The following is an 18,919-nucleotide window of genomic DNA, read 5'->3' as shown; positions in this document are numbered from 1 at the left end:
ACATACTACTACCTAAGTAGTAATATTAAGTTGGTGATAATAATATGAAAATTCAAAAAACAATTGATACATTAAAAAAGCTCGGTTTTACCGAGTACGAAGCAAAAGTCTATATTGCTCTATTACAAGAGCACCCGTTAAACGGAAACAGTATAGCCGTTAAATCAGGTGTGCCTAGCCCTAAAATATATGAAACACTTCAGAAAATGCTAGACAAAGGCTATGTCTTCACCGTTTATAGTTCTGAAAAGTCAACTTCAAAACACTATAGCCCTTTACCTTATGATGACTTAATAAGTTCCATCGAGAATGAATTCTTAAGTGACATCACACTGATTAAGAGTTCACTAAATACCATTACCCATACTTCTAACTTAAATTGGACTGAATTATTTGTTATTGAAGGTTACGAAGCAGCTTTAGATACAGTAAAAAGCTCTATCAAATCTTCAGAAGAAGACATATTCCTAAGCTGCTGGAATATTGAATTAAATAAGCTATATGATTCACTATTGTTCGCGCATAATAATGGTGTTTCTGTTAATACAATCACTTTTGATCAACCAACGAAGAACATTCCATGGAAATCTATTAAACATGCTCAATCACCTGTCGCAAATAAACGTCACTCTGACGAATTATCTATTGTTGTCGATTCTAAAAAAGCTATAGTCATTGAATTATTACATAATAAACCGCATGCCGTTGTCTCAAGTCACAAAGCATTAATTAAAACGACACTAAACTACATTAGACATGATATGTATGTAAATAAAATTATTAATGATATAGGACAACCGATTTACGATCAATACGGCACAAACTTAGAGAAACTCCTCCATGATTTTTAAATATCGACTTAAATATTCACTCCACAATATGTAAGCGCTTTATTATTACTCACTTCTTCTTAAGATTAAGACCTACCATGTTGAATCACTGATCTATTTTCACCCTTTAGAATTTTCAACTCTAAATTAAGTTTTTAAAAGGTTAAACATCCTTAACCTTTTTCTATATAAAATTTGAAAGGGGAATAAAAATGGGAAATCGAAACTTCCACATCATAGATTTAAGCTCACCTCTAGACAATGACGTTAAAGAACCGATGCCACCTATGATTGAGTACATGAAACACGAAGAAGGGGCTGTACAGGCGGCGAACCTCCTCGGTCTTGAGCCATCAGACTTTCCTGAGAGTAAAGCCTGGGCAAACGAGCAAGTCACACTCACCACTCACACGGGAACGCATGTGGACGCACCATGGCACTACTGGCCAACCTCAGAAGGCGAACGCGCCAGAACCATTGATGAAATGCCACTAGAATGGTTCTATGGAAATGGCGTTCTATTCGATTTTAGTGACAAACCAGAAGGATATGAGATTCAAACTGAGGATCTACAAGAAAAATTAGAAGAGATGAATTACGAGCTTCACCCCTATGACATCGTCTTAGTCAGAACCGATGCGGATAAAAAGTTATACGAAGAACATTATGCCTTTAGACATGCTGGTGTCTCAGCCGATGCTACCAGATGGCTCATTGACCAAGGCATCAAAGTAATGGGGACTGATGGCTGGGGATGGGATATTCCACTAAACCTCCAAGTACAAGACTATAAAAGCAATCCAAGAGATGGCGTGCTTTGGGCAGCCCATTATGTCGGAAAAGACCAAGAGTATTGTCAGATTGAGAAACTCGCTAACTTAGAACAATTACCTCAGAGCTATGGATTTGATGTCGCAGTCTTCCCAGTCAAAATAAAAGGCGCAAGTGCAGGTTGGGCACGTCCTGTTGCGATTATAAAGGAGGATTAACATGGGGTTTAATAGCTTTTTCTCTATTATATTTATTCTGTTTATTATCGTCTTAGTCATCTGTGGTTGGATTACAAAGAAATGGGTGTCAGGTTCAAATGATTACTTTATTGCAGGACGTGAAGTTGGTGTTCTAAATAATATTTTCGGTGTTGCAGCGATTGGTTTCGCAGGTACCATTATTACACTCGGACCTGGATTAGCGATTCAAAGTGGTTTTTGGGGATCGTATGGTTTTGGGATGGCTTACCTATTTGGTGGCCTTGCACTCTATGGTCTACTTTTCGCCCCGTACATTCGCAGGTCAGGGGCTCATACCTTACCAGAATGGCTAGAGATGCGGTTCGATTCGAAAACTAGAACACTTATAACACTATCTAGTATTTTCGGATTGCTAGGTATTATGGCAAACAACGTTTTATCCATGGCGTTAGTCACAACAGGCTTTACAGGTTGGTCACTCATCGCAACGTTAAGTGCCATATTCCTCATGTTTTTAATCTTTACTTATGTGGGTGGTTTCTGGGCGATCTCGATGACCGACTTTATTCAAATGTGTATTGGTCTTGTCGCCCTCCCTGCAATGTTGATCGGATTAATGACCAACTACGGTGGATTCAGTTTTATCAGTAATAATTGGCCAGGTGACTTGAGTTATCTAACATCTGGAATTACGAATGGTAGTCTTCCAGTATTCTCACTGCAATACCCTAGTTTACTAACATTTATTATATTATTCGCGTGTTTTCTTGTTTGGGGAAACAATTATTACTGGTTACGTGTATCATCTACTAGAAGTGAATCAACGGCTAAAAAGTCATTCGTCTATGCAGCCATTATTTTAGCAGTTGGCCCATATTTAATCTTAACCTTATCAGGACTCTATGCAGGTACAGCATTTGCGGACACGTTCGCACCAAACGGTGATGTGAGTCCAATGTCCGCCTTTGGGGTAGTTTTAAAAGGACTTCCAATTGCGATTGCAGCTTTCGCCTTACTAGGTGCTTTAGCGGCTTCAATCTCAACATCAACAACGTCACTCATTGGCGCATCAAGTACAGCAACTCGTGATATTTATCAAAAGTACTACAGACCGAATGCTACACCAAAAGAATTAACCGTTCCATCGAAAATTATCACGATGGTGTTAGGTTTACTCGTTTGGGTCCTCTGCTTTTACCCAGGTGGACCACTATTCTTATTCGCTTTCTCAACTGCATGGCTTGGCCCACCTTCCGTCTTGGTTTTACTAGGAATCTGGTGGAAGCGAACCACCATGGCTGGTGCCTTCACAGGTGCTGTCGTCGGTATTGGTCTAACTACACTCTTCACCATCTTAGAACTCACAAATATCTTCGTGCTTTCACAATATACTCATATTGGTGTCGTTGGATTAATTACCACCTTACTCGCAACCGTAATCGTGAGCTTATTAACCACACCGAATTATTACGGGCAAGCTGATTGGCAAAATAACGGCAATGACACAACGAATCATCAATTAGACGAGAAAGGATTAGAAGTGTTAACCCTCATTGCGAATGGCTATAACACCATGGCAGAGGTAAGTGACATGTTAGGCGTTGATTCAGCCGTAAGTAATAAAATTATAGAAAAACTCGATCAGAACAAAATTATTTACCGTAAAAAATACTCAGGACCTGGCTTCTACACATTCTACATTTCAGAAGCTGGCCAAAAACTAGTTAAACATGATGAAACATACGACATAGTCGCTCAACTATCCCGCGAAGACGTTATGTTCTTGAAAGAAATTGAAAAAGGCACAGAAAACTTCAAAACGTTTATTCAAACGAACGAATACGACTCATTAAAGGTATCTGTAATTCTATCAAAATTGATCCGACAAGGTTACTTAGATGAAAGTGGCATCTGGAGACGAAAAGTCAAGCTCAATGAAAGCGGTCAAAATTACTTGAATTCGATTAAAGCAACGACAGCTTAAATTTTAGAATAGAGGTGAAAAAGATGAAGTTTGTAACCTTTCAAGACCCAAAAGGGAACACTCAATACGGCATAACGGATGACTTGCATGTGTATCCTTTAGGTGAGGAATTCCCTAGAACAATGCTCGAGTTCATACAAAATCATAATCAATATATGTCTCAACTAAATATAAGTGAACTAGACAAAACGCATTTACTAAAAGAGGTTAATCTATTAGCCCCTTTACCGAACCCACCAAGTATAAGAGACTTCATGGCATTTGAAGAACATATCGTCAACGCAGCTAAACAAATTGGAATAGAAGTGGCAGAAGCATGGTATGAAATCCCAGCTTTTTACTTCACCAATCACCTAGTCGTCTCTGGGCATCAAGATCACGTAGAACGCCCACCTAAATGTATGGCTTTAGACTATGAGTTAGAAATGGCTTGTGTCATTGGAAAGGAAGGCAAAAATATTAAAGCAAGTGAAGCTGAGGATTATATCTTTGGATATACAATCTTAAATGACTGGTCAGCCAGAGACCTACAAGCAAAAGAAATGAAAGTCGGCTTAGGACCAGCAAAAGGAAAAGACTTTGCGACATCAATTGGCCCTTATATCGTAACTAAAGATGAACTAGAGCCATATAAACTAGGTGATCGTTATGATTTAGATATGGTCGCAAGAGTGAATGGTACTCAGCTTTCAAAAGGCAATTTCAAAGACATTCACTATACCTTTGGCGACATGATCGAAAGAGCTTCAGATGGCGTCACGCTTTATCCAGGAGATATTATTGGGTCTGGAACGGTTGGAACTGGGTGCATTTTAGAGTTAGGTGAAGAGGGTAAGTGGCTCGAGATTGGGGATACAGTTGAGCTAGAGATTACTGGGCTTGGGAAGTTGGAGAATAGAGTTAAAACCTAATAGAACTTTAACGTACCACTTGAATTAGTCTAACTCAATAAAACGTAACACAGTGAAACGTTTAAGAAATTATTTATTTCAAACTTATTCTTCTACTATGTGTACAGGTAAGTTTAGACAAATCAAATTAGTTTTCAATATATGTAACAGTTTAATTTTATTAAACACACATCTACAAAAAGGACTAAGAGAAAATATTTATAAGGTTAGAAAAGTAAATTAATTAAAGTGGATTGTAATTAGAATACTTCATAAATTTATTAAGGAAAGCTAGTGAGTATCTTAGCTTTCCTTATAAATTTTATTATTATAAAAGCATTTTCACCTGTTTAATTTTACTTTTTTTATTCTCATTTTGCCATTGCATTTCTATTAAATTGTACCTTTCAATAATATCACTTTTCTGTATTCCGTTTCTTTCTAGGGTATCAAACTCAGACATTAGTTTATTTTGATCAGAAATATTTAATAGATTATTTAAATATGAATCTAATAAAGGTGCAAAATAAGAGTACTCTCTATAAGGTATAATAACTTTATTATACAATTCTTGTTTTCCGAAATGATTCTTGAATTCTATTATATCTTGTACATTAATATTAGAAATTGTTCTTCTAAATAGATTAATACTACCATGTTTCAAGCTTGATAATTTATCATCAAATTTGATATTTAAGGACTCATTTTCTCTTTGTAATAAATTCACATCGTATGCAAATATATAATATTTAATAATGAGATCGTTATTATCTTCAAAATAACCATAAAGGTCATCATATTCTTTTTGAATTATATGCCTAAACTTATCATTGCTTAATAAATTTGTTACTCTATTTGCTATATCTTTAGATAAATGATTATTGTTAGAATTCAAATTACACTTTTCTATAGCAATACGTATTGAATCTCTAAATAATTTCCTTACTACTTTGTCACTCACATTTTTCAAAGTATTAATTATTTCTAAAAAGAATACATAGCTTTCATCTTGATAGTTCGTTTGCTCTATAATTAAATCGTCAATTATTTCATTGTCAGCTTGATTTTCATCAATCATATTTATAAGTAACTCTAAAACTATAAACCAATAGGCATTATTAATATATTTTTTTATAATAGTATTTCTTTTTTGTGGTTTATGTTTCACATCGGTATTCTGAAAAATATTATAAGCCGTGAAGTATTCCATGAATGTTTTGTGTGTAAAGTCATTGTCAAAATATAGAGACCTGTTCTTGGCAAATTCTAAAAATTCCTCCGCCCATTTTATTGCTTCACTATGGTCATCGGTTAAATTTAATTGCATGTGTATTATGCGACTAATTTCTCCTAGTACTAACGAATTAGTTATTTCATTTTTATCTTTAGATTTATTGCTTAAATGCTCATATTGCCACTTAGCTAAGAAAGAAAATATACTCATTTTCTTGTTATTAACCTTAATATCTATATTTAAGTTTTTAGTTTCATCCCATTTATCAACTAATGTCTTAGTACAACTTCTATAAATTTCTAATTTAGAATTGGGTAACTTTCCATTATTTCTATAAAGGATAACAATTAATGAAAGTAAAAGCGGATTTTCTATTAATTCTTTATCGATATCTCTAATATTATTCAATAAATAATCAATTTCTCTCTTTATTTCTTCATCAATATTCACTTCACACTCATACCATTTATTAACATACTCTTCAATTTGTGTTTCATTGAAATTCAATATTTCAAATTCCATGAATAATTTAGGGTCCAGTTTGGCTTCATCATACCCAATGTACCTTGAAGTGACTAACCCTTTACAATTAGTGTATTTAGACAAGAAATTTTCAATATCTCCTTTTACTTCCACCTTATCTTGAATATCGAAGATTTCATCCAGCCCATCAAAAATAATTAAGCAATTTTTGCTGTTTAAGATATCAATCAGATTATTTATATTAAAATAAGAGATTAAAAAATCGGTTTTTACAACATGCACTATATATTCTAATAAATTTGCATCATTTTTCTTTTTATAAGGCAGATATTTTCTTAACTCTATCCTAAAAGGTATACACCCTTTGAGGTTTTCAGAAATATAAGTAAAATCGTCTCTTATAATAGAACAAGTTAGGTATTTTCCTAAAATAGATTTTCCAGCCCCTGGATTTCCTAGCACAACTACATGCTTGTTACTATCAACAAATAAATCTTTTATTTTTGCATTTTCTTCATCATTTTGTTCAAAATTAAGGAATTTTTTTATCTCGTTTTCTGACTTTAAATCTTTTTCAACAGAATCATTTATACTTTTGAACCTCGGTATAACATATATGTCATCAAGTGACTTTTCTCCTCTTTTTACGCTAGGAGATAAACCTAAACCGAAATAGTTTATTTTTTTAAAACTAGGTAACAAAGTATTTTTATATTCTTCTAAAAAGTCTTCATAATTTAAATTTGATTTTGTCAACGCATCATTCAAATTAATACCAATTTCATAAATTTTATCATGCATTTCCGTATCACTGAAAATTCTTTCAAATTCATGATAAGTACTTAGCTCCGTTTTTAACTCATAGATAAACTCTTCAATGATATTATCAGGTAAAGTGGACAAATCAAATTCTTCCTTAATTTTATCAATATTCACCTTTGTGGTCCTAAATAATACCCTTGTTAGTTCTTCAAAAATACTAGGTTCAGAGAATAAAATATCAATACTCCCACCAAAAGCATCTGGGTATTTCTTTTGCACCCTATCAGCAGCAGTATCAATAGCTTCTTCAAATTTCTTGTCTATGTGTGTTTTGTTTTGCCCTCCTATTATTTTTTCAAATAATTGTTTACCAGCAAATTTTATAATTAAATTACTAAAACCGTTACCATCAATACCTACAGGCATACTTATCACCTTCACCTTTAAATTTTAATTGGATATCCAATAATTCCATATTTCGACAATTGTTTTTATTCTCCTTTAAAAAAAATTTTTTAATATTAAGGGGATCCAATAGGTCATTCATAAAAGAAGTAAAAAAATTAAACCTGTAACTCACTAACTATATCTTGATCCAATAATCTTTTACGCTCTTCCCAATCCGGCATCATTGTGTACAACATATCATAAAACTTATCACTATGATCGTTGTACTTGAAGTGTATTAATTCATGTAACACAACATAATCAATACATGGTTTTGGGGCTTTAATTAATTCTAAATTCAAAAGTATTGTATTTGAGTCTATTAAAGCCGACCCCCATCTTGCCTTCATGGAACGTACTTGAAAATCAGGTTTTTCTATACCGTACTTTTCTAATTTAGTGTGTACTTTGTTCAGAGATTCAGAGAAGATTTTTCTGGCTCTTTCACGATACCAATCGTCAATTAATTGCTTTTTCTTTTCTAAATTATCAATTTCCTTAACGTATAGGTGAATAAAACCTCTTAAGTACTTAACACCTTCTTCGTCTTTTAACTCAACTTTCTTTACCCTAAGTCGATACTGTTTCCCTAGGTACTTAAAAGATTCACCACTCACATACTCACGTTCACTTCTTCGTTCAGGTTGGACTTCTTTAAACTGTTTGACGTGTTTTAGAATCCATGGTGCTTTTTTATAAACCAGGTTCTCAATAAAATCTATTGGAACCTGGTTGTTTGCTGAGACTTTCACTGTCATATCAGGTTTAATGTTTACATTAACGTTTTTAACATTCTTTCTTTCAATTTCAAATGTGATGCGTTGATTGTTGTAGTCAATATGATGTTGTGCCATCTTGTCACACCTTAGTAGCGTCTTAAAGCGACGGTTTTTATGTGCTCAATAATTTTATCGATTTGATCAAGATCCAGTCCTAATTCATGCTTCTGGTCAAATTCATATAATAAATCATCTAATTCTTGTTCAATTTTTTTATGGACATCAGTATTGTTGTGCCAATCCACCTTAGTTTCATCTTGAATGATTTTATCCATATCTAAAGCTAAATCTGCTACAACCTCATAAGAAGGAGTGGCCTCTTTCACTTCTTCTAAAATGTCTTTTGTTACACCATAAAAAGCTTGAGCATTGCCATTACCTTTAATGTTTGAAGGATATTGATCCTCTGAAGCGCCTTTGCGGTATTCTTCCTTCATTTCATTCATGCGCTGCCAATACTCTGCTTCTGTGATTCGTTTCTCTTTGTAGTCTTCCAAAGCCTTTTTAATTCGTTCAGAAAACTTCTCATAATAGGCAGGGTTCTCATCATATTTTTCATTAATACTTTTCGTTAAGCGTGTTCGTATAGCGTCTGCTTTAGCACGTTTAGAGCCTAAACGATTCATTTCTTCTTCAAATTTATCACGATCTAATATATCAACTGGCTTCGTGATCTGCATCATGTCTTCTGATGAAATATACTGATCCATTAGTTTCTGCATTTTAGCTTCATACTCTTTATGATCAACGGTATCAGAATAACGTAGTTTCACACTCCGACGTAAGTCTTGGAAGAATTTCAAATCTTTTTTATACCTGCTTAGCTCATCTTCACCTAAAGCATCATAAACCTGTTCAGATTCTAGCGCTATTGCCATATGACGACTGAACTGACTTAATGTGTCATAAAAGTCATCTCGTTTTTCTTTCTCTTCTAATAACACTTCATACTCCTCAGTGTCCTGTTTGTTTTTAACTGGAACAAAGATTTGCCATAAATCAGAATGATACTGACGGATTTTACCGACGACTGAGATGACATCATGCAGGGCACCTTTTAAATCTTTAGGATCAAAATTTTCAAGTCCTGAGCCTGAATACATTTCCATCGCTTCATCTAATTTTTCAAGTAAACCTCTGTAGTCAATAATGACACCATAGTCCTTGCCTTCATATAAACGATTCACACGAGCGATGGCTTGGAGTAAATTGTGTTCTTTTAGTACTTTATCGACATATAATACAGAAGCTTTTGGAGCGTCAAAACCAGTCAAGAGTTTATCAACAACAATTAGTAAGTCAATATCGTCACCGTTAACAAATTCATCTTTAATCGAATCTTCATAACTATCAGCGTCTCCATAGCGGTCCATCATACGTTTCCAGAACAGTTGAATCTTATCTTTAGACTTAACATCCACCGCTTCATGACCTTCGCGTTGGTCAGGTGGAGAAATGACAACTGCACAATTTAAGTCGCCCAATTCATCAAAAGCTTCTAGATAACGAATAGCTTCAATCTTACTATTCGTTGCTAGCATCGCTTTGAAGTTTGAACCTTGTGTTTTATAGTTGTTCATGAAATGCTCATTAATATCAAAAGCAATTGTATTAATGCGCTGATCTGAAGATGCTATACGTTCAAACGTACTCCACTTCTTCATGACTTGATCTTTTTGTTCTTGATCAAGGTGACGTGTGATCATCTCCAAGCGATTATCAATAGCTTTTTGATTGACCGTCTGTTCTACCATACGACCTTCGTATAGAAGTGGTAATATTGCTTTATCCTCTACCCCATCCGCAATCGTGTATTGGTGAATTAACTTACCGAATTTAATCATGGTGTTTTTCTCTTTTTTCATAAGTGGTGTTCCAGTAAATCCAAGATAAGATGCATTCGGAAACACCTTTTTCATCTTAATGTTTAACTCACCGTACTGCGTTCTGTGAGACTCATCAACTAATACAAAAATATCTTTTGACTCGATTGGTTCTTGATTTTTAGCAGCCGTATCAAACTTATGAACAAGTGTTGTGATGACATCCGCATTATTATCATTAATCAAATTAACTAAATGTTTACCAGATGTGGCTTGACTAGCTTTCAGCCGAGAATGATTAAACGTCTTATGAATTTGCTTATCTAATTCCACACGGTCTGTCACTACTACTACTTTAGGGTTATACTCCCAAAGTTCTGATAAAATGTATTTCGCTAACATCACCATTGTTAACGATTTTCCAGACCCTTGGGTATGCCAAATAACTCCTGATTGGCGTTTTCCTTGGTCATCACGTTGTTCAACCGTCTTAATAATTTCCTTAATCGCAAAATACTGTTGATAACGGGCAACTTTTTTGACATCCTTATCAAAGATTATAAAATACCTTGTTATATCTAATAGTCGTTCTGGATGAAATAATGACACTAGATTTTTATCCTGAGTAGTAACCATACGTTCTTTGACAAGTCCACTAAGTTGTGTTCCTAACCATTCTGTATGTTCTTCTTTCCAAACTGACCAGAACTTTTGTGGCGTATTACAAGTGGCGTATTGCGTTTCGTTTTTGTTCGTTGCCATCACGATTTGAACAAACTTAAAAAGCTGTGGAGCATAGTCTTTGCCTTGATTACGAATCATTTGGCTAACCCCTTGAGCCATCGAGACGGATGCTTTCTTACATTCAATCACCGCAAACGGAATCCCATTGACAAATAGCACGATATCTGGTCGAACGGTTCCTCTTCCATCTTGACGTTCAACGGTGAACTCTTCCACCACATGAAAGTCATTATTTTCAAAGTGCTCCCAATCAATGAACTGAAGAGAAAATGATTTCTTCGATCCATCAGGTAGATTCTCCGTATAGCTTCTTCCTAACATCATAGACTCATAGATTTTTTCATTTGTCTTCACTAAGCCATCCGTTAAGGACTCATCTAAATCACGAATCGCCTGTTCGATATTGCCATCACTAAACGGATACGTTTCACCTTTATATTCATAATCATTTAATTCATGTAGTTTTTTCTTCAAAATATCTTTGAGTAACACATTATATAGATTTCCACGCATCCGTTCAGCTTCTTCTGTGGGTAAGTATTGATAATTCATACCTGTCAATATGTCAATTGCAGGCTGTTGACTCGTTGAAAGTTCATCACTCCTTGGCGTTTGCATCCAATCACCTCCATAATAATAGATTAAGAAGAAAGGAGAGAAGGCATTATACCTTCACCCGAACCTTTCCTGTTAAAAGTAACTGCATAAGACCTTTTTTTTGTTGTTTTAATTTCTGTACATATTCTTGGTTTTTTTCTATTTCTACATCTAAAGTGTAAAGAATATTTGAGATAGCTTTTTGTTCTTCTATAGATGGTAATTTAAACCACATTTCTTTTACGAACTTAAAGTGCCTGTTATAACCAGTATTCGGTATTTTTTGTATCAATAAATGATAATAATAAAACTTTGTATCAAATTTTTCTTTCACTTCAAATACTTGTGTACCATCTGCACCAACAATAAAATCAAAGTCAATATATTTTATTTCTCTCGTATGATCCCCAAATATAATTACACCGTCTTTTGGAATTTTATATATTTTGTCAGACTGATTAGAATAAGCAACAATCTTTGTTTTCCCTTGATCAACAACAGGATATTCACCGTTCTCTAAATAATCCTTTGTCTTAATTTGGTATTTCTTAACACTTACCTTATTAAACACCTCTTCAAACGGAACTCTCTTCCACTCACCATCAACCCCTGGCAACCTCACTTCACCCGTCAACAACCTCTGCATTAACCCTTTTTTCTGCTCTTTTTTCTGTTCAATTAATTTTTCTTTCAATTCGATTGCTTTGTCCCAGGCGGAGAGAATGTCCGCGATTTTTTGTTGCTCTTCGGGTTTTGGCATAGGAATATCAAGGGTTTTTATGTCGGAGCTATTAATCGACTCAAACGTACTACCCTGAGAATATCTTTTCCACTTATCCTCATACGTTAATAAAACATAGTAGATATATTCGTTAGATTGCTTAGGTGCTATTGAGCAAACTCCTCTACCTATACAGGCTTGATGCATGGATTTTGCTATTTTTCCTACGGGGGCTCGAACCGTCATTATTATATTTCCAATATCACACTTTTTTGTGATTTGTGTTGTCCATACTTTTGGTTTGGTTTTTCTTTTTTCAATATCTGCATTTCCCTGAATTAGAGGCAAACCTTTATTTTCTGAATTGTAATTCTCAGACTTTGGTGATTGACCCATCGTTACTACTGCAACATCTTCAAGTTTTTGAATTTCCCATTCTTTAGGCAAAATTCCAATTCTGGTATTAATAAGTTCATTCGACTTCATTTAATCACCTACAATCCCAACTCTTTCAAATACACTTCCATCTGCTGTTCGACTTCTTGAAGTTCTGATTTGATATTCGTAATATTTTGTTTCACTGCTTCCATATCAACTGGCTCTTCTTCCTCAAACGTATCAACATACCTTGGAATGTTTAAGTTATAATCATTTTCTTTAATCTCATCGATTGATGCGACATAGGAATATTTGTCAATTGTTTCATAGTTTTCGTATGTCTCTACTATCTTTTGAATGTCTTGCTCACGAAGTTTATTCTGATTTTTCCCTTTTTCATAGTTTCCTTCACCCGACGCATCAATGAATAACACATCTTCACGTGTGCGATTCTTTTGGAAAACCATGATACATGCTGGGATTCCTGTTCCAAAGAATAGTCCTTCAGGTAGACCTATGACTGCATCTAATAGATTCATGTCAAGAATTTGTTTACGAATTTTCCCTTCACTTGCTCCTCGGAATAACACACCATGCGGTAAAATCGTTGCCATCTTTCCACCTTCAGCTAACGAGTAAAGCATATGTTGAACAAAAGCATAATCCCCTTTGGAACTTGGTGGAACACCCCAGTCAAATCGGCGGTAAGGGTCTAAGGAAGCATCCATTTTGAATTTCTTATCCGTATTCGTTTCACCTGCAAAACCCATTGCCCATTTGTCTAATGAGAATGGTGGGTTAGCAACAATACGTTGAAATTTCATGAGTTTATCATCTTCTAAGTGTAGTGGATTTGATAACGTATCGCCCCACTCTAACCTTGCATCATCAATACCGTGTAGATACATATTCATAATAGCCAGGGCATGTGTTTGACCATTACGTTCTTGACCGTATATTTGTACTTTTTTACTCGGCACTTGATTCGCCACTTTAATAAGAAGTGAACCAGAACCACAAGTTGGGTCATATATCCGATCGTTTTCTTCTGGTTGAACCAGTCTTGCTAATAGTTCTGACACCATAGATGGCGTGAAGAACTCTCCACCCTTCTTTCCTGCATCTGAAGCAAAGCGTTCAATCATATATTGATACGAATCTCCAATGACATCTTCTCTTCCAACCACAGAAGGTTTTAATGTAAGCTTGTTGAAATCTTCCAGTACTGAACGAAGCATCGAGTTACGCTCTTTCGCTTTTCCCAATACCGACTCCGAGTTAAAGTCGATGTTACGGAATACACCACGAAGTTTTCCTGTGTTTTCATTCTCAAGTTTCTCTAACGCTTTATTAATGATTTCTCCGATTTCAGGGTCGTTACGTTTACTGTATAGGTAGTCAAACGTTGCATCATCTTCTAATACAAAACGCTCACGAGATAAAGCACGTTGTATACGTCGTTCATCTCCATCATATTTCTTTGTATATTCTTCTAAATGCTCCTTATAAGCATCACTGATGTACTTTAAGAACAACATTGTCAATATGTAGTCCTTGTAGATGCTGGAATCAATTTTCCCTCGAAATGTATCGGCCGCCTGCCATAAAACGGAATTAATTTGCTCTCTTGTCACTTGTTCACTCATTTTTGTTCCTCCTCATTTATTAACAACTGTGTGGTTACAGCTTGAACCAATTTACCTTTTTCTTTTACTAATTGTTCATGTAATAACTTTTCTTTTTGATACAATTGAAGTAAATCCGTAATCTTTTGTTGCTTTTCTAGTGGAATCTCTTTAATTTCTAGGTTTTGTAGTATATTTTTATTCGTACTTGCAATCATAGATCCACTTTGAGCTTTTTCTAATTCATGTTTAATAAATTTAGAGTTCAAATACCACGCGACATACTCAGATAGAAAATTTGGATGGTGGACTTGAATGACTCCAAAAGACGATGGAATCAGTAAGCCTACATTACTTTTACTTATATGCACCGCAGTGTATGGATACGTGAACCTAAAAATAATATCTTTTAATTTAGTAAAATAACGATCATCCAGCACTGTATTACTTTCAAATAATTCAAAAGGTTTGGTATTAAATAAACCCTCTTCATCTAAATTACCTAATGATATCAATTCATATTTCGCTCTTACATCAAAGTCCATCTTTGCCTTTTTTCTTGATAACACTAATCCAGTTTTGATTTGAGCAATTTCTCCAAGCTTCATTTCACACCTCCTTTTCTGTCATAATTAATTTATAACAAAATCGATGTTATAACAAGAATATAACAATTAGAATTTACTGTAAAGAGTTTTACAGAATCTTTTCAAAAACATTTCGGTACATCGCTCTAGCTCTTTTAATAAGTTGATTTTAATTGATGTGAACATCAGTCACCATATGTATTTTTATGGAGAACACATTCATGTATAATAATGGATAACTGAACTCGAGGATTTAAAGGTGGTACATATGAAGGAAAAATTAGTTTCATTACGAGATAAATTAAACAATATCAGTAAAAGTAATCGATCCATTAGACTATTAAAAAAGTACAACAAATGGACGTTTGACTTATATGAGCTGAACAAAATTGGACTTACACCAGATGAAGTTCTGACTCAATTGCTTCAGAATTACTCAAAAACGATTGTCAAAGTAAACCACAGTAAAGAAGAAACACTTAACTTATCTAAGAAGTTAACAACGTTGTACAGAAACATTAATTCTATTGAAGAAGAGACAGGGCTTTACGATCTATATTTGGGATATCCATTTATTGAAGGTAGTATGGCTGATGGTACATATATAAGAGCACCATTATTTTTACACCCTTATAAACTTAATCGTTTTAAGAAGGGAAACATTGAGTGGAAAGTCGATCCAATAACTGACCAACCACCGCAGATTAACAGAACTCTATTCTTAGCTCTTCAAAAATTAAATGAAATGTATTTTCCTGAACAATTCTATGATGAGGCTGAAGAGCTAGCTAAAAGCGGGGATTTGAGTTCATGGTCAGAGTGGCTAAAGAAATTTAACCTTAACCTTTCAGTAAATGAAACTGAACAATTACAACCTATAGATGATTATCGAAAAGAAGAAATCCCAACCTTTAGTCGCAATAGTTTCAGGCTGAATAATCAGGCTGTAATTGGGCATTTTGCTCAAGGTGATTCTGCCATTTTAAAAGATTATGATGACTTTATCGAATTACTTGAAGAAGATGAAGATTTAGGAATCGTGGATGATTTTCTAAATGTAGAGGTTGTAAAGAATGATGATTCAACTGACAGCTTACCTAGTGATAAGAACTTTAAGGAACAAGTCGAACATGAAACGTCCAAATCTCTAGTTTTAGATACAGATGCATCTCAAGAGAAAATCATTGACCTACTCGAAGTCGAAAAAGGCATGGTTGTTCACGGTCCACCTGGTACGGGCAAATCACAAGTCATTGTGAATATGATTGCAAATGCTATGGCGAAAGGTCAAAAGGTCATGTTGGTGACGCAAAAACGTGCTGCTTTGGATGTCGTTTACCAAAGACTTGATGCTTTAAACTTGTCTTCCAATGTCGCTTTATTACATGATGAAAAGAATGACCGTAAAAAGCTATATAACAAGATTAGTAACATATTGAACCGCAGCCAGACACTTGAAGATGTGAAACAAGAGCACAAAAATATATCCGAACAAATCATTAAAACTGAAGAAGAAATGAATCAAGTAACTAAGGCTCTTTTCACACCACAAGGACACGGGTTTAGGGCCTATGATTTATATGGATTAAGTAAGCCATATAAAGATCAAGAAACGGTTATTGATTTAAGAGAAGTATTACCTGGCATTAATAAAAATAATTTAGACGATATATTAAACGATGTCGGGACCTATGCCGATTATTTTGAGTCGTTTGATGGTGTGAATAACCCTGTTAATGACCGAAAACCTTTTAATAATACAGAAATTGCTGATCGGATGAAATTAGTTGAGATTTTACAGAAGCTAACGGATGATTCAAGTAAAATTGTCGAGTACTTAGAGCATTTCAATGATGAAGATATAACTCCAGCCTACAGTTTAGGAATCGATTCGAAGCTTGAGAAAGTATATGACGATTTGAACACTAATGAGGAGAAAACACTTCAGAAGTTAAGACTATGGTTATGGACCAGTTTTACAGGTAAAACAATAATTGAAGATTTACTAGACGGTGATAAATTTAAAGGCCTCTCCTCTAAAGAATGGCCAAAATTAAGAGAGAGTCTTGCCTTTTTATATGAGCTATCACAACAAAGTAATGAACTACTTACTGAACTAAATAAGCTAAAGACCTATTTTAAAGATGAATCGATCGACCAATTTTCCAAACGAATTTCTAAAGGAGATATTCCTCTTAAGGATTTTGAAAAGAAATTAGACTACATTAAAGAGTACTTTGACAAATTAAGAGAAATGGATCGCTTCTATGAATCAAGAGATTCACATGTTCAATTTATTATAAATTCATTAATTGAGTCGAAGCCTAACTCGGGTAACAATTTAAGAGATGACTGGGTCGATATCGCAAGACAGTCCATCTACATTCATTGGATTGACCAGATTGAGGCTAATCATCCTGAGATCGCTAAAATCGGAACCGGCTCATTCAAACAACTGCAGTCTAAATTAGAAAGCTTACTAAAAGAAAAGCAGGATTTAACTATAAAATTATTACAGAATGAGTTACATCAAAAAGTTGACGATGTAAAGGAAGAAAACAGAAAAGCCGTTAAAGATATGAACCATCAGACCAACAAAAAACGCATGATTTGGAAAGTTAGACGATTTGTAAATGAATTCTCTTTAAACGGGTTATTAGACATTATGCCAGTATGGCTTGTGTCACCAGAAGTAGCGTCAGCTATCTTCCCTTTAGAAGAAAAATTGTTTGATTTAGTCGTCTTTGATGAAGCCTCGCAGTGTACCGTAGAAAATGGTATTCCAGCTATTTATAGAGGAGATAAGATCGTGGTCGCTGGAGATGAACAACAATTACCTCCATCTTCTTTATTCAAAAGTTCTGTAGAGGTCGATGAAGATGATGAACTAGACGAATTTGAAGAGTCGGAGAGTTTATTAAACTTAGCTAAACGAATTCTTCCAAATCAAATGTTGGAATGGCACTATCGTTCGAAATCAGAGGAGTTAATCAACTTCTCTAATCATGCTTTTTACAATGGCTCGATGCAAATCGCACCGAATGTGAATCATATGCAGAATCCTCCGGCTATTCAGTGGCATGGTTCTAACGGACGTTGGATTAACCAGCATAACATTGTTGAAGCCTAAGATGTCGTCAAGTTATTAAAAGCTCTCTTAATCAAAGATCATGATAAAACAGTCGGAATCATTACTTTTAACGCTAAACAACAAGTAGCTATAGAAGATATGATTGACAAATATGCTGAAGAAGATCCAGAGTTTAGTGCTGTTTATGAAGAAGTTATGAGCCGTGACTTAGATGAGAGAATCTTTGTGAAAAACATTGAAAACGTACAAGGTGACGAACGAGATATTATTATCTTCTCAATTGCTTATGCCAAAAATGATGAAGGGAAAGTGTACAATCGATTTGGTACGCTTGGCCAACAAGGCGGCGAGAACAGACTTAATGTTGCTGTTACACGTGCTAAAGAAGAAATTCATGTTGTCTCAAGCATTGAACCACATGAACTCAATGTGACCAACACTAAAAACGTAGGACCGAAGCTATTAAAGCATTATTTAAAATATGCTTATGAAGTTTCGGAGCTAAACAAAGAAAAATTGAAGGTGTCATTGCCGAAATCAACAGTGATGTGAATACAACCATCCAAAAATCCGATTTACACTTTGATTCACCATTTGAAGAACAAGTCTATGATCGATTAAGACAGATTGGATATGAAGTAGATACTCAAGTCGGCATGTCAGGCTATAGAATTGACTTGGCTGTGATCGATCCTAATGATCCAAGTAAGTACGTGTTAGGAATTGAGTGCGATGGTGCCATGTATCACAGTGCCCCATCCGCTAGAGAACGGGACATCTATCGTCAACGTTATTTAGAATCTAAAGGCTGGACAATCGAAAGAATTTGGAGCAGAAATTGGTGGAATGATCCTAATAGTGAGATTGAACGGATTGATCAGACTATTAAGATGTTAAGTAAACCTAAAGTTACTGCTTCGCAATAAAAATGCAACACAACATACTGAAATTATGTTGTGCTGTTATTAATATG

The 18,919-nt window shown here is 34.8% G+C and carries 13 protein-coding genes; 7 read left to right on the top strand and 6 right to left on the bottom strand.

From position 1 onward, the window contains the following. The first annotated feature begins 44 nt into the window (after positions 1–44). The 4 genes from ACTWQB_RS10125 to ACTWQB_RS10110 all read left to right on the top strand — a co-directional run bounded on the left by ACTWQB_RS10125 (position 45) and on the right by ACTWQB_RS10110 (position 4,696). Complete coding sequence (locus ACTWQB_RS10125; protein ID WP_443139067.1) at positions 45–851, top strand: TrmB family transcriptional regulator; 807 nt, start codon at positions 45–47, stop codon at positions 849–851. Positions 852–1,042: 191 nt separating this feature from the next. Next, entirely contained in the window at positions 1,043–1,819 is a 777-nt protein-coding gene (locus ACTWQB_RS10120) for a cyclase family protein (protein WP_443139066.1), read from the top strand. A gap of 1 nt (position 1,820) precedes the next feature. Then, the gene (locus tag ACTWQB_RS10115; protein ID WP_443139065.1) at positions 1,821–3,785 is read left to right on the top strand and encodes a sodium:solute symporter family protein; all 1,965 of its coding nucleotides are present in this window, start codon (positions 1,821–1,823) and stop codon (positions 3,783–3,785) included. Between the two features lie 23 nt (positions 3,786–3,808). Beyond that, the gene (locus tag ACTWQB_RS10110; RefSeq protein ID WP_443139064.1) at positions 3,809–4,696 is read left to right on the top strand and encodes a fumarylacetoacetate hydrolase family protein; all 888 of its coding nucleotides are present in this window, start codon (positions 3,809–3,811) and stop codon (positions 4,694–4,696) included. A 307-nt stretch (positions 4,697–5,003) separates the two neighbouring features. On the opposite strand, the gene ACTWQB_RS10105 is transcribed toward ACTWQB_RS10110, so the two are convergent. From ACTWQB_RS10105 to ACTWQB_RS10080, 6 genes are all read right to left on the bottom strand, one after another. Further along, on the bottom strand, positions 5,004–7,580 hold the full coding sequence (locus tag ACTWQB_RS10105; protein WP_443139063.1) for an NACHT domain-containing protein: 2,577 nt from the start codon (positions 7,578–7,580) through the stop codon (positions 5,004–5,006). Between the two features lie 137 nt (positions 7,581–7,717). Then, positions 7,718–8,455, bottom strand: coding sequence for a M48 family metallopeptidase (locus ACTWQB_RS10100; RefSeq protein ID WP_443139062.1), 738 nt, complete (start codon positions 8,453–8,455; stop codon positions 7,718–7,720). An 11-nt stretch (positions 8,456–8,466) separates the two neighbouring features. Beyond that, positions 8,467–11,565 (bottom strand): type I restriction endonuclease subunit R, encoded by a 3,099-nt coding sequence (locus tag ACTWQB_RS10095; protein WP_443139061.1) that lies wholly within the window; start codon positions 11,563–11,565, stop codon positions 8,467–8,469. Between the two features lie 46 nt (positions 11,566–11,611). Further along, positions 11,612–12,751: a restriction endonuclease subunit S gene (locus ACTWQB_RS10090; protein ID WP_443139060.1), complete on the bottom strand. Its 1,140-nt coding sequence runs from the start codon at positions 12,749–12,751 to the stop codon at positions 11,612–11,614. Positions 12,752–12,759: 8 nt separating this feature from the next. After that, positions 12,760–14,289 carry a type I restriction-modification system subunit M gene (locus tag ACTWQB_RS10085; protein ID WP_443139059.1) on the bottom strand — a complete coding sequence of 510 codons (1,530 nt, stop codon included), beginning with the start codon at positions 14,287–14,289 and terminating at the stop codon, positions 12,760–12,762. Beyond that, positions 14,286–14,876, bottom strand: a complete 591-nt coding sequence (locus tag ACTWQB_RS10080; RefSeq protein ID WP_443139058.1) for a restriction endonuclease subunit S — start codon at positions 14,874–14,876, stop codon at positions 14,286–14,288. Before ACTWQB_RS10080 ends, ACTWQB_RS10085 begins: the two co-directional genes overlap by 4 nt. A 247-nt stretch (positions 14,877–15,123) precedes the next feature. Between ACTWQB_RS10080 and ACTWQB_RS10075 the strand changes: the two genes are divergently transcribed. The 3 genes from ACTWQB_RS10075 to ACTWQB_RS10065 are packed head-to-tail and all read left to right on the top strand — an operon-like array spanning position 15,124 to position 18,872. Then, positions 15,124–17,985 carry an AAA domain-containing protein gene (locus ACTWQB_RS10075; protein WP_443139057.1) on the top strand — a complete coding sequence of 954 codons (2,862 nt, stop codon included), beginning with the start codon at positions 15,124–15,126 and terminating at the stop codon, positions 17,983–17,985. 30 nt (positions 17,986–18,015) lie between these two features. After that, positions 18,016–18,498 (top strand): AAA domain-containing protein, encoded by a 483-nt coding sequence (locus ACTWQB_RS10070; protein WP_443139123.1) that lies wholly within the window; start codon positions 18,016–18,018, stop codon positions 18,496–18,498. Next, positions 18,495–18,872: a DUF559 domain-containing protein gene (locus ACTWQB_RS10065; protein WP_443139056.1), complete on the top strand. Its 378-nt coding sequence runs from the start codon at positions 18,495–18,497 to the stop codon at positions 18,870–18,872. The genes ACTWQB_RS10070 and ACTWQB_RS10065 overlap by 4 nt, the downstream gene beginning before the upstream one ends. Positions 18,873–18,919: the final 47 nt, after the last annotated feature.

It is taken from the genome of Piscibacillus sp. B03, from assembly GCF_052246295.1.
Taxonomy (GTDB): Bacteria; Bacillota; Bacilli; order Bacillales; family Alkalibacillaceae; genus Piscibacillus.
Note: the sequence above shows the minus strand (reverse complement) of the source record. Positions and strands in the feature narration are given on the sequence as shown.

Bases quoted from the DNA above. Each gene is read 5' to 3' on its own strand.
- ACTWQB_RS10125 (WP_443139067.1), top strand. From the start codon at position 45: ATGAAAATTCAAAAAACAATTGATACATTAAAAAAGCTCGGTTTTACC.
- ACTWQB_RS10120 (WP_443139066.1), top strand. From the start codon at position 1,043: ATGGGAAATCGAAACTTCCACATCATAGATTTAAGCTCACCTCTAGAC.
- ACTWQB_RS10115 (WP_443139065.1), top strand. From the start codon at position 1,821: ATGGGGTTTAATAGCTTTTTCTCTATTATATTTATTCTGTTTATTATC.
- ACTWQB_RS10110 (WP_443139064.1), top strand. From the start codon at position 3,809: ATGAAGTTTGTAACCTTTCAAGACCCAAAAGGGAACACTCAATACGGC.
- ACTWQB_RS10105 (WP_443139063.1), bottom strand. From the start codon at position 7,580: ATGCCTGTAGGTATTGATGGTAACGGTTTTAGTAATTTAATTATAAAA.
- ACTWQB_RS10100 (WP_443139062.1), bottom strand. From the start codon at position 8,455: ATGGCACAACATCATATTGACTACAACAATCAACGCATCACATTTGAA.
- ACTWQB_RS10095 (WP_443139061.1), bottom strand. From the start codon at position 11,565: ATGCAAACGCCAAGGAGTGATGAACTTTCAACGAGTCAACAGCCTGCA.
- ACTWQB_RS10090 (WP_443139060.1), bottom strand. From the start codon at position 12,751: ATGAAGTCGAATGAACTTATTAATACCAGAATTGGAATTTTGCCTAAA.
- ACTWQB_RS10085 (WP_443139059.1), bottom strand. From the start codon at position 14,289: ATGAGTGAACAAGTGACAAGAGAGCAAATTAATTCCGTTTTATGGCAG.
- ACTWQB_RS10080 (WP_443139058.1), bottom strand. From the start codon at position 14,876: ATGAAGCTTGGAGAAATTGCTCAAATCAAAACTGGATTAGTGTTATCA.
- ACTWQB_RS10075 (WP_443139057.1), top strand. From the start codon at position 15,124: ATGAAGGAAAAATTAGTTTCATTACGAGATAAATTAAACAATATCAGT.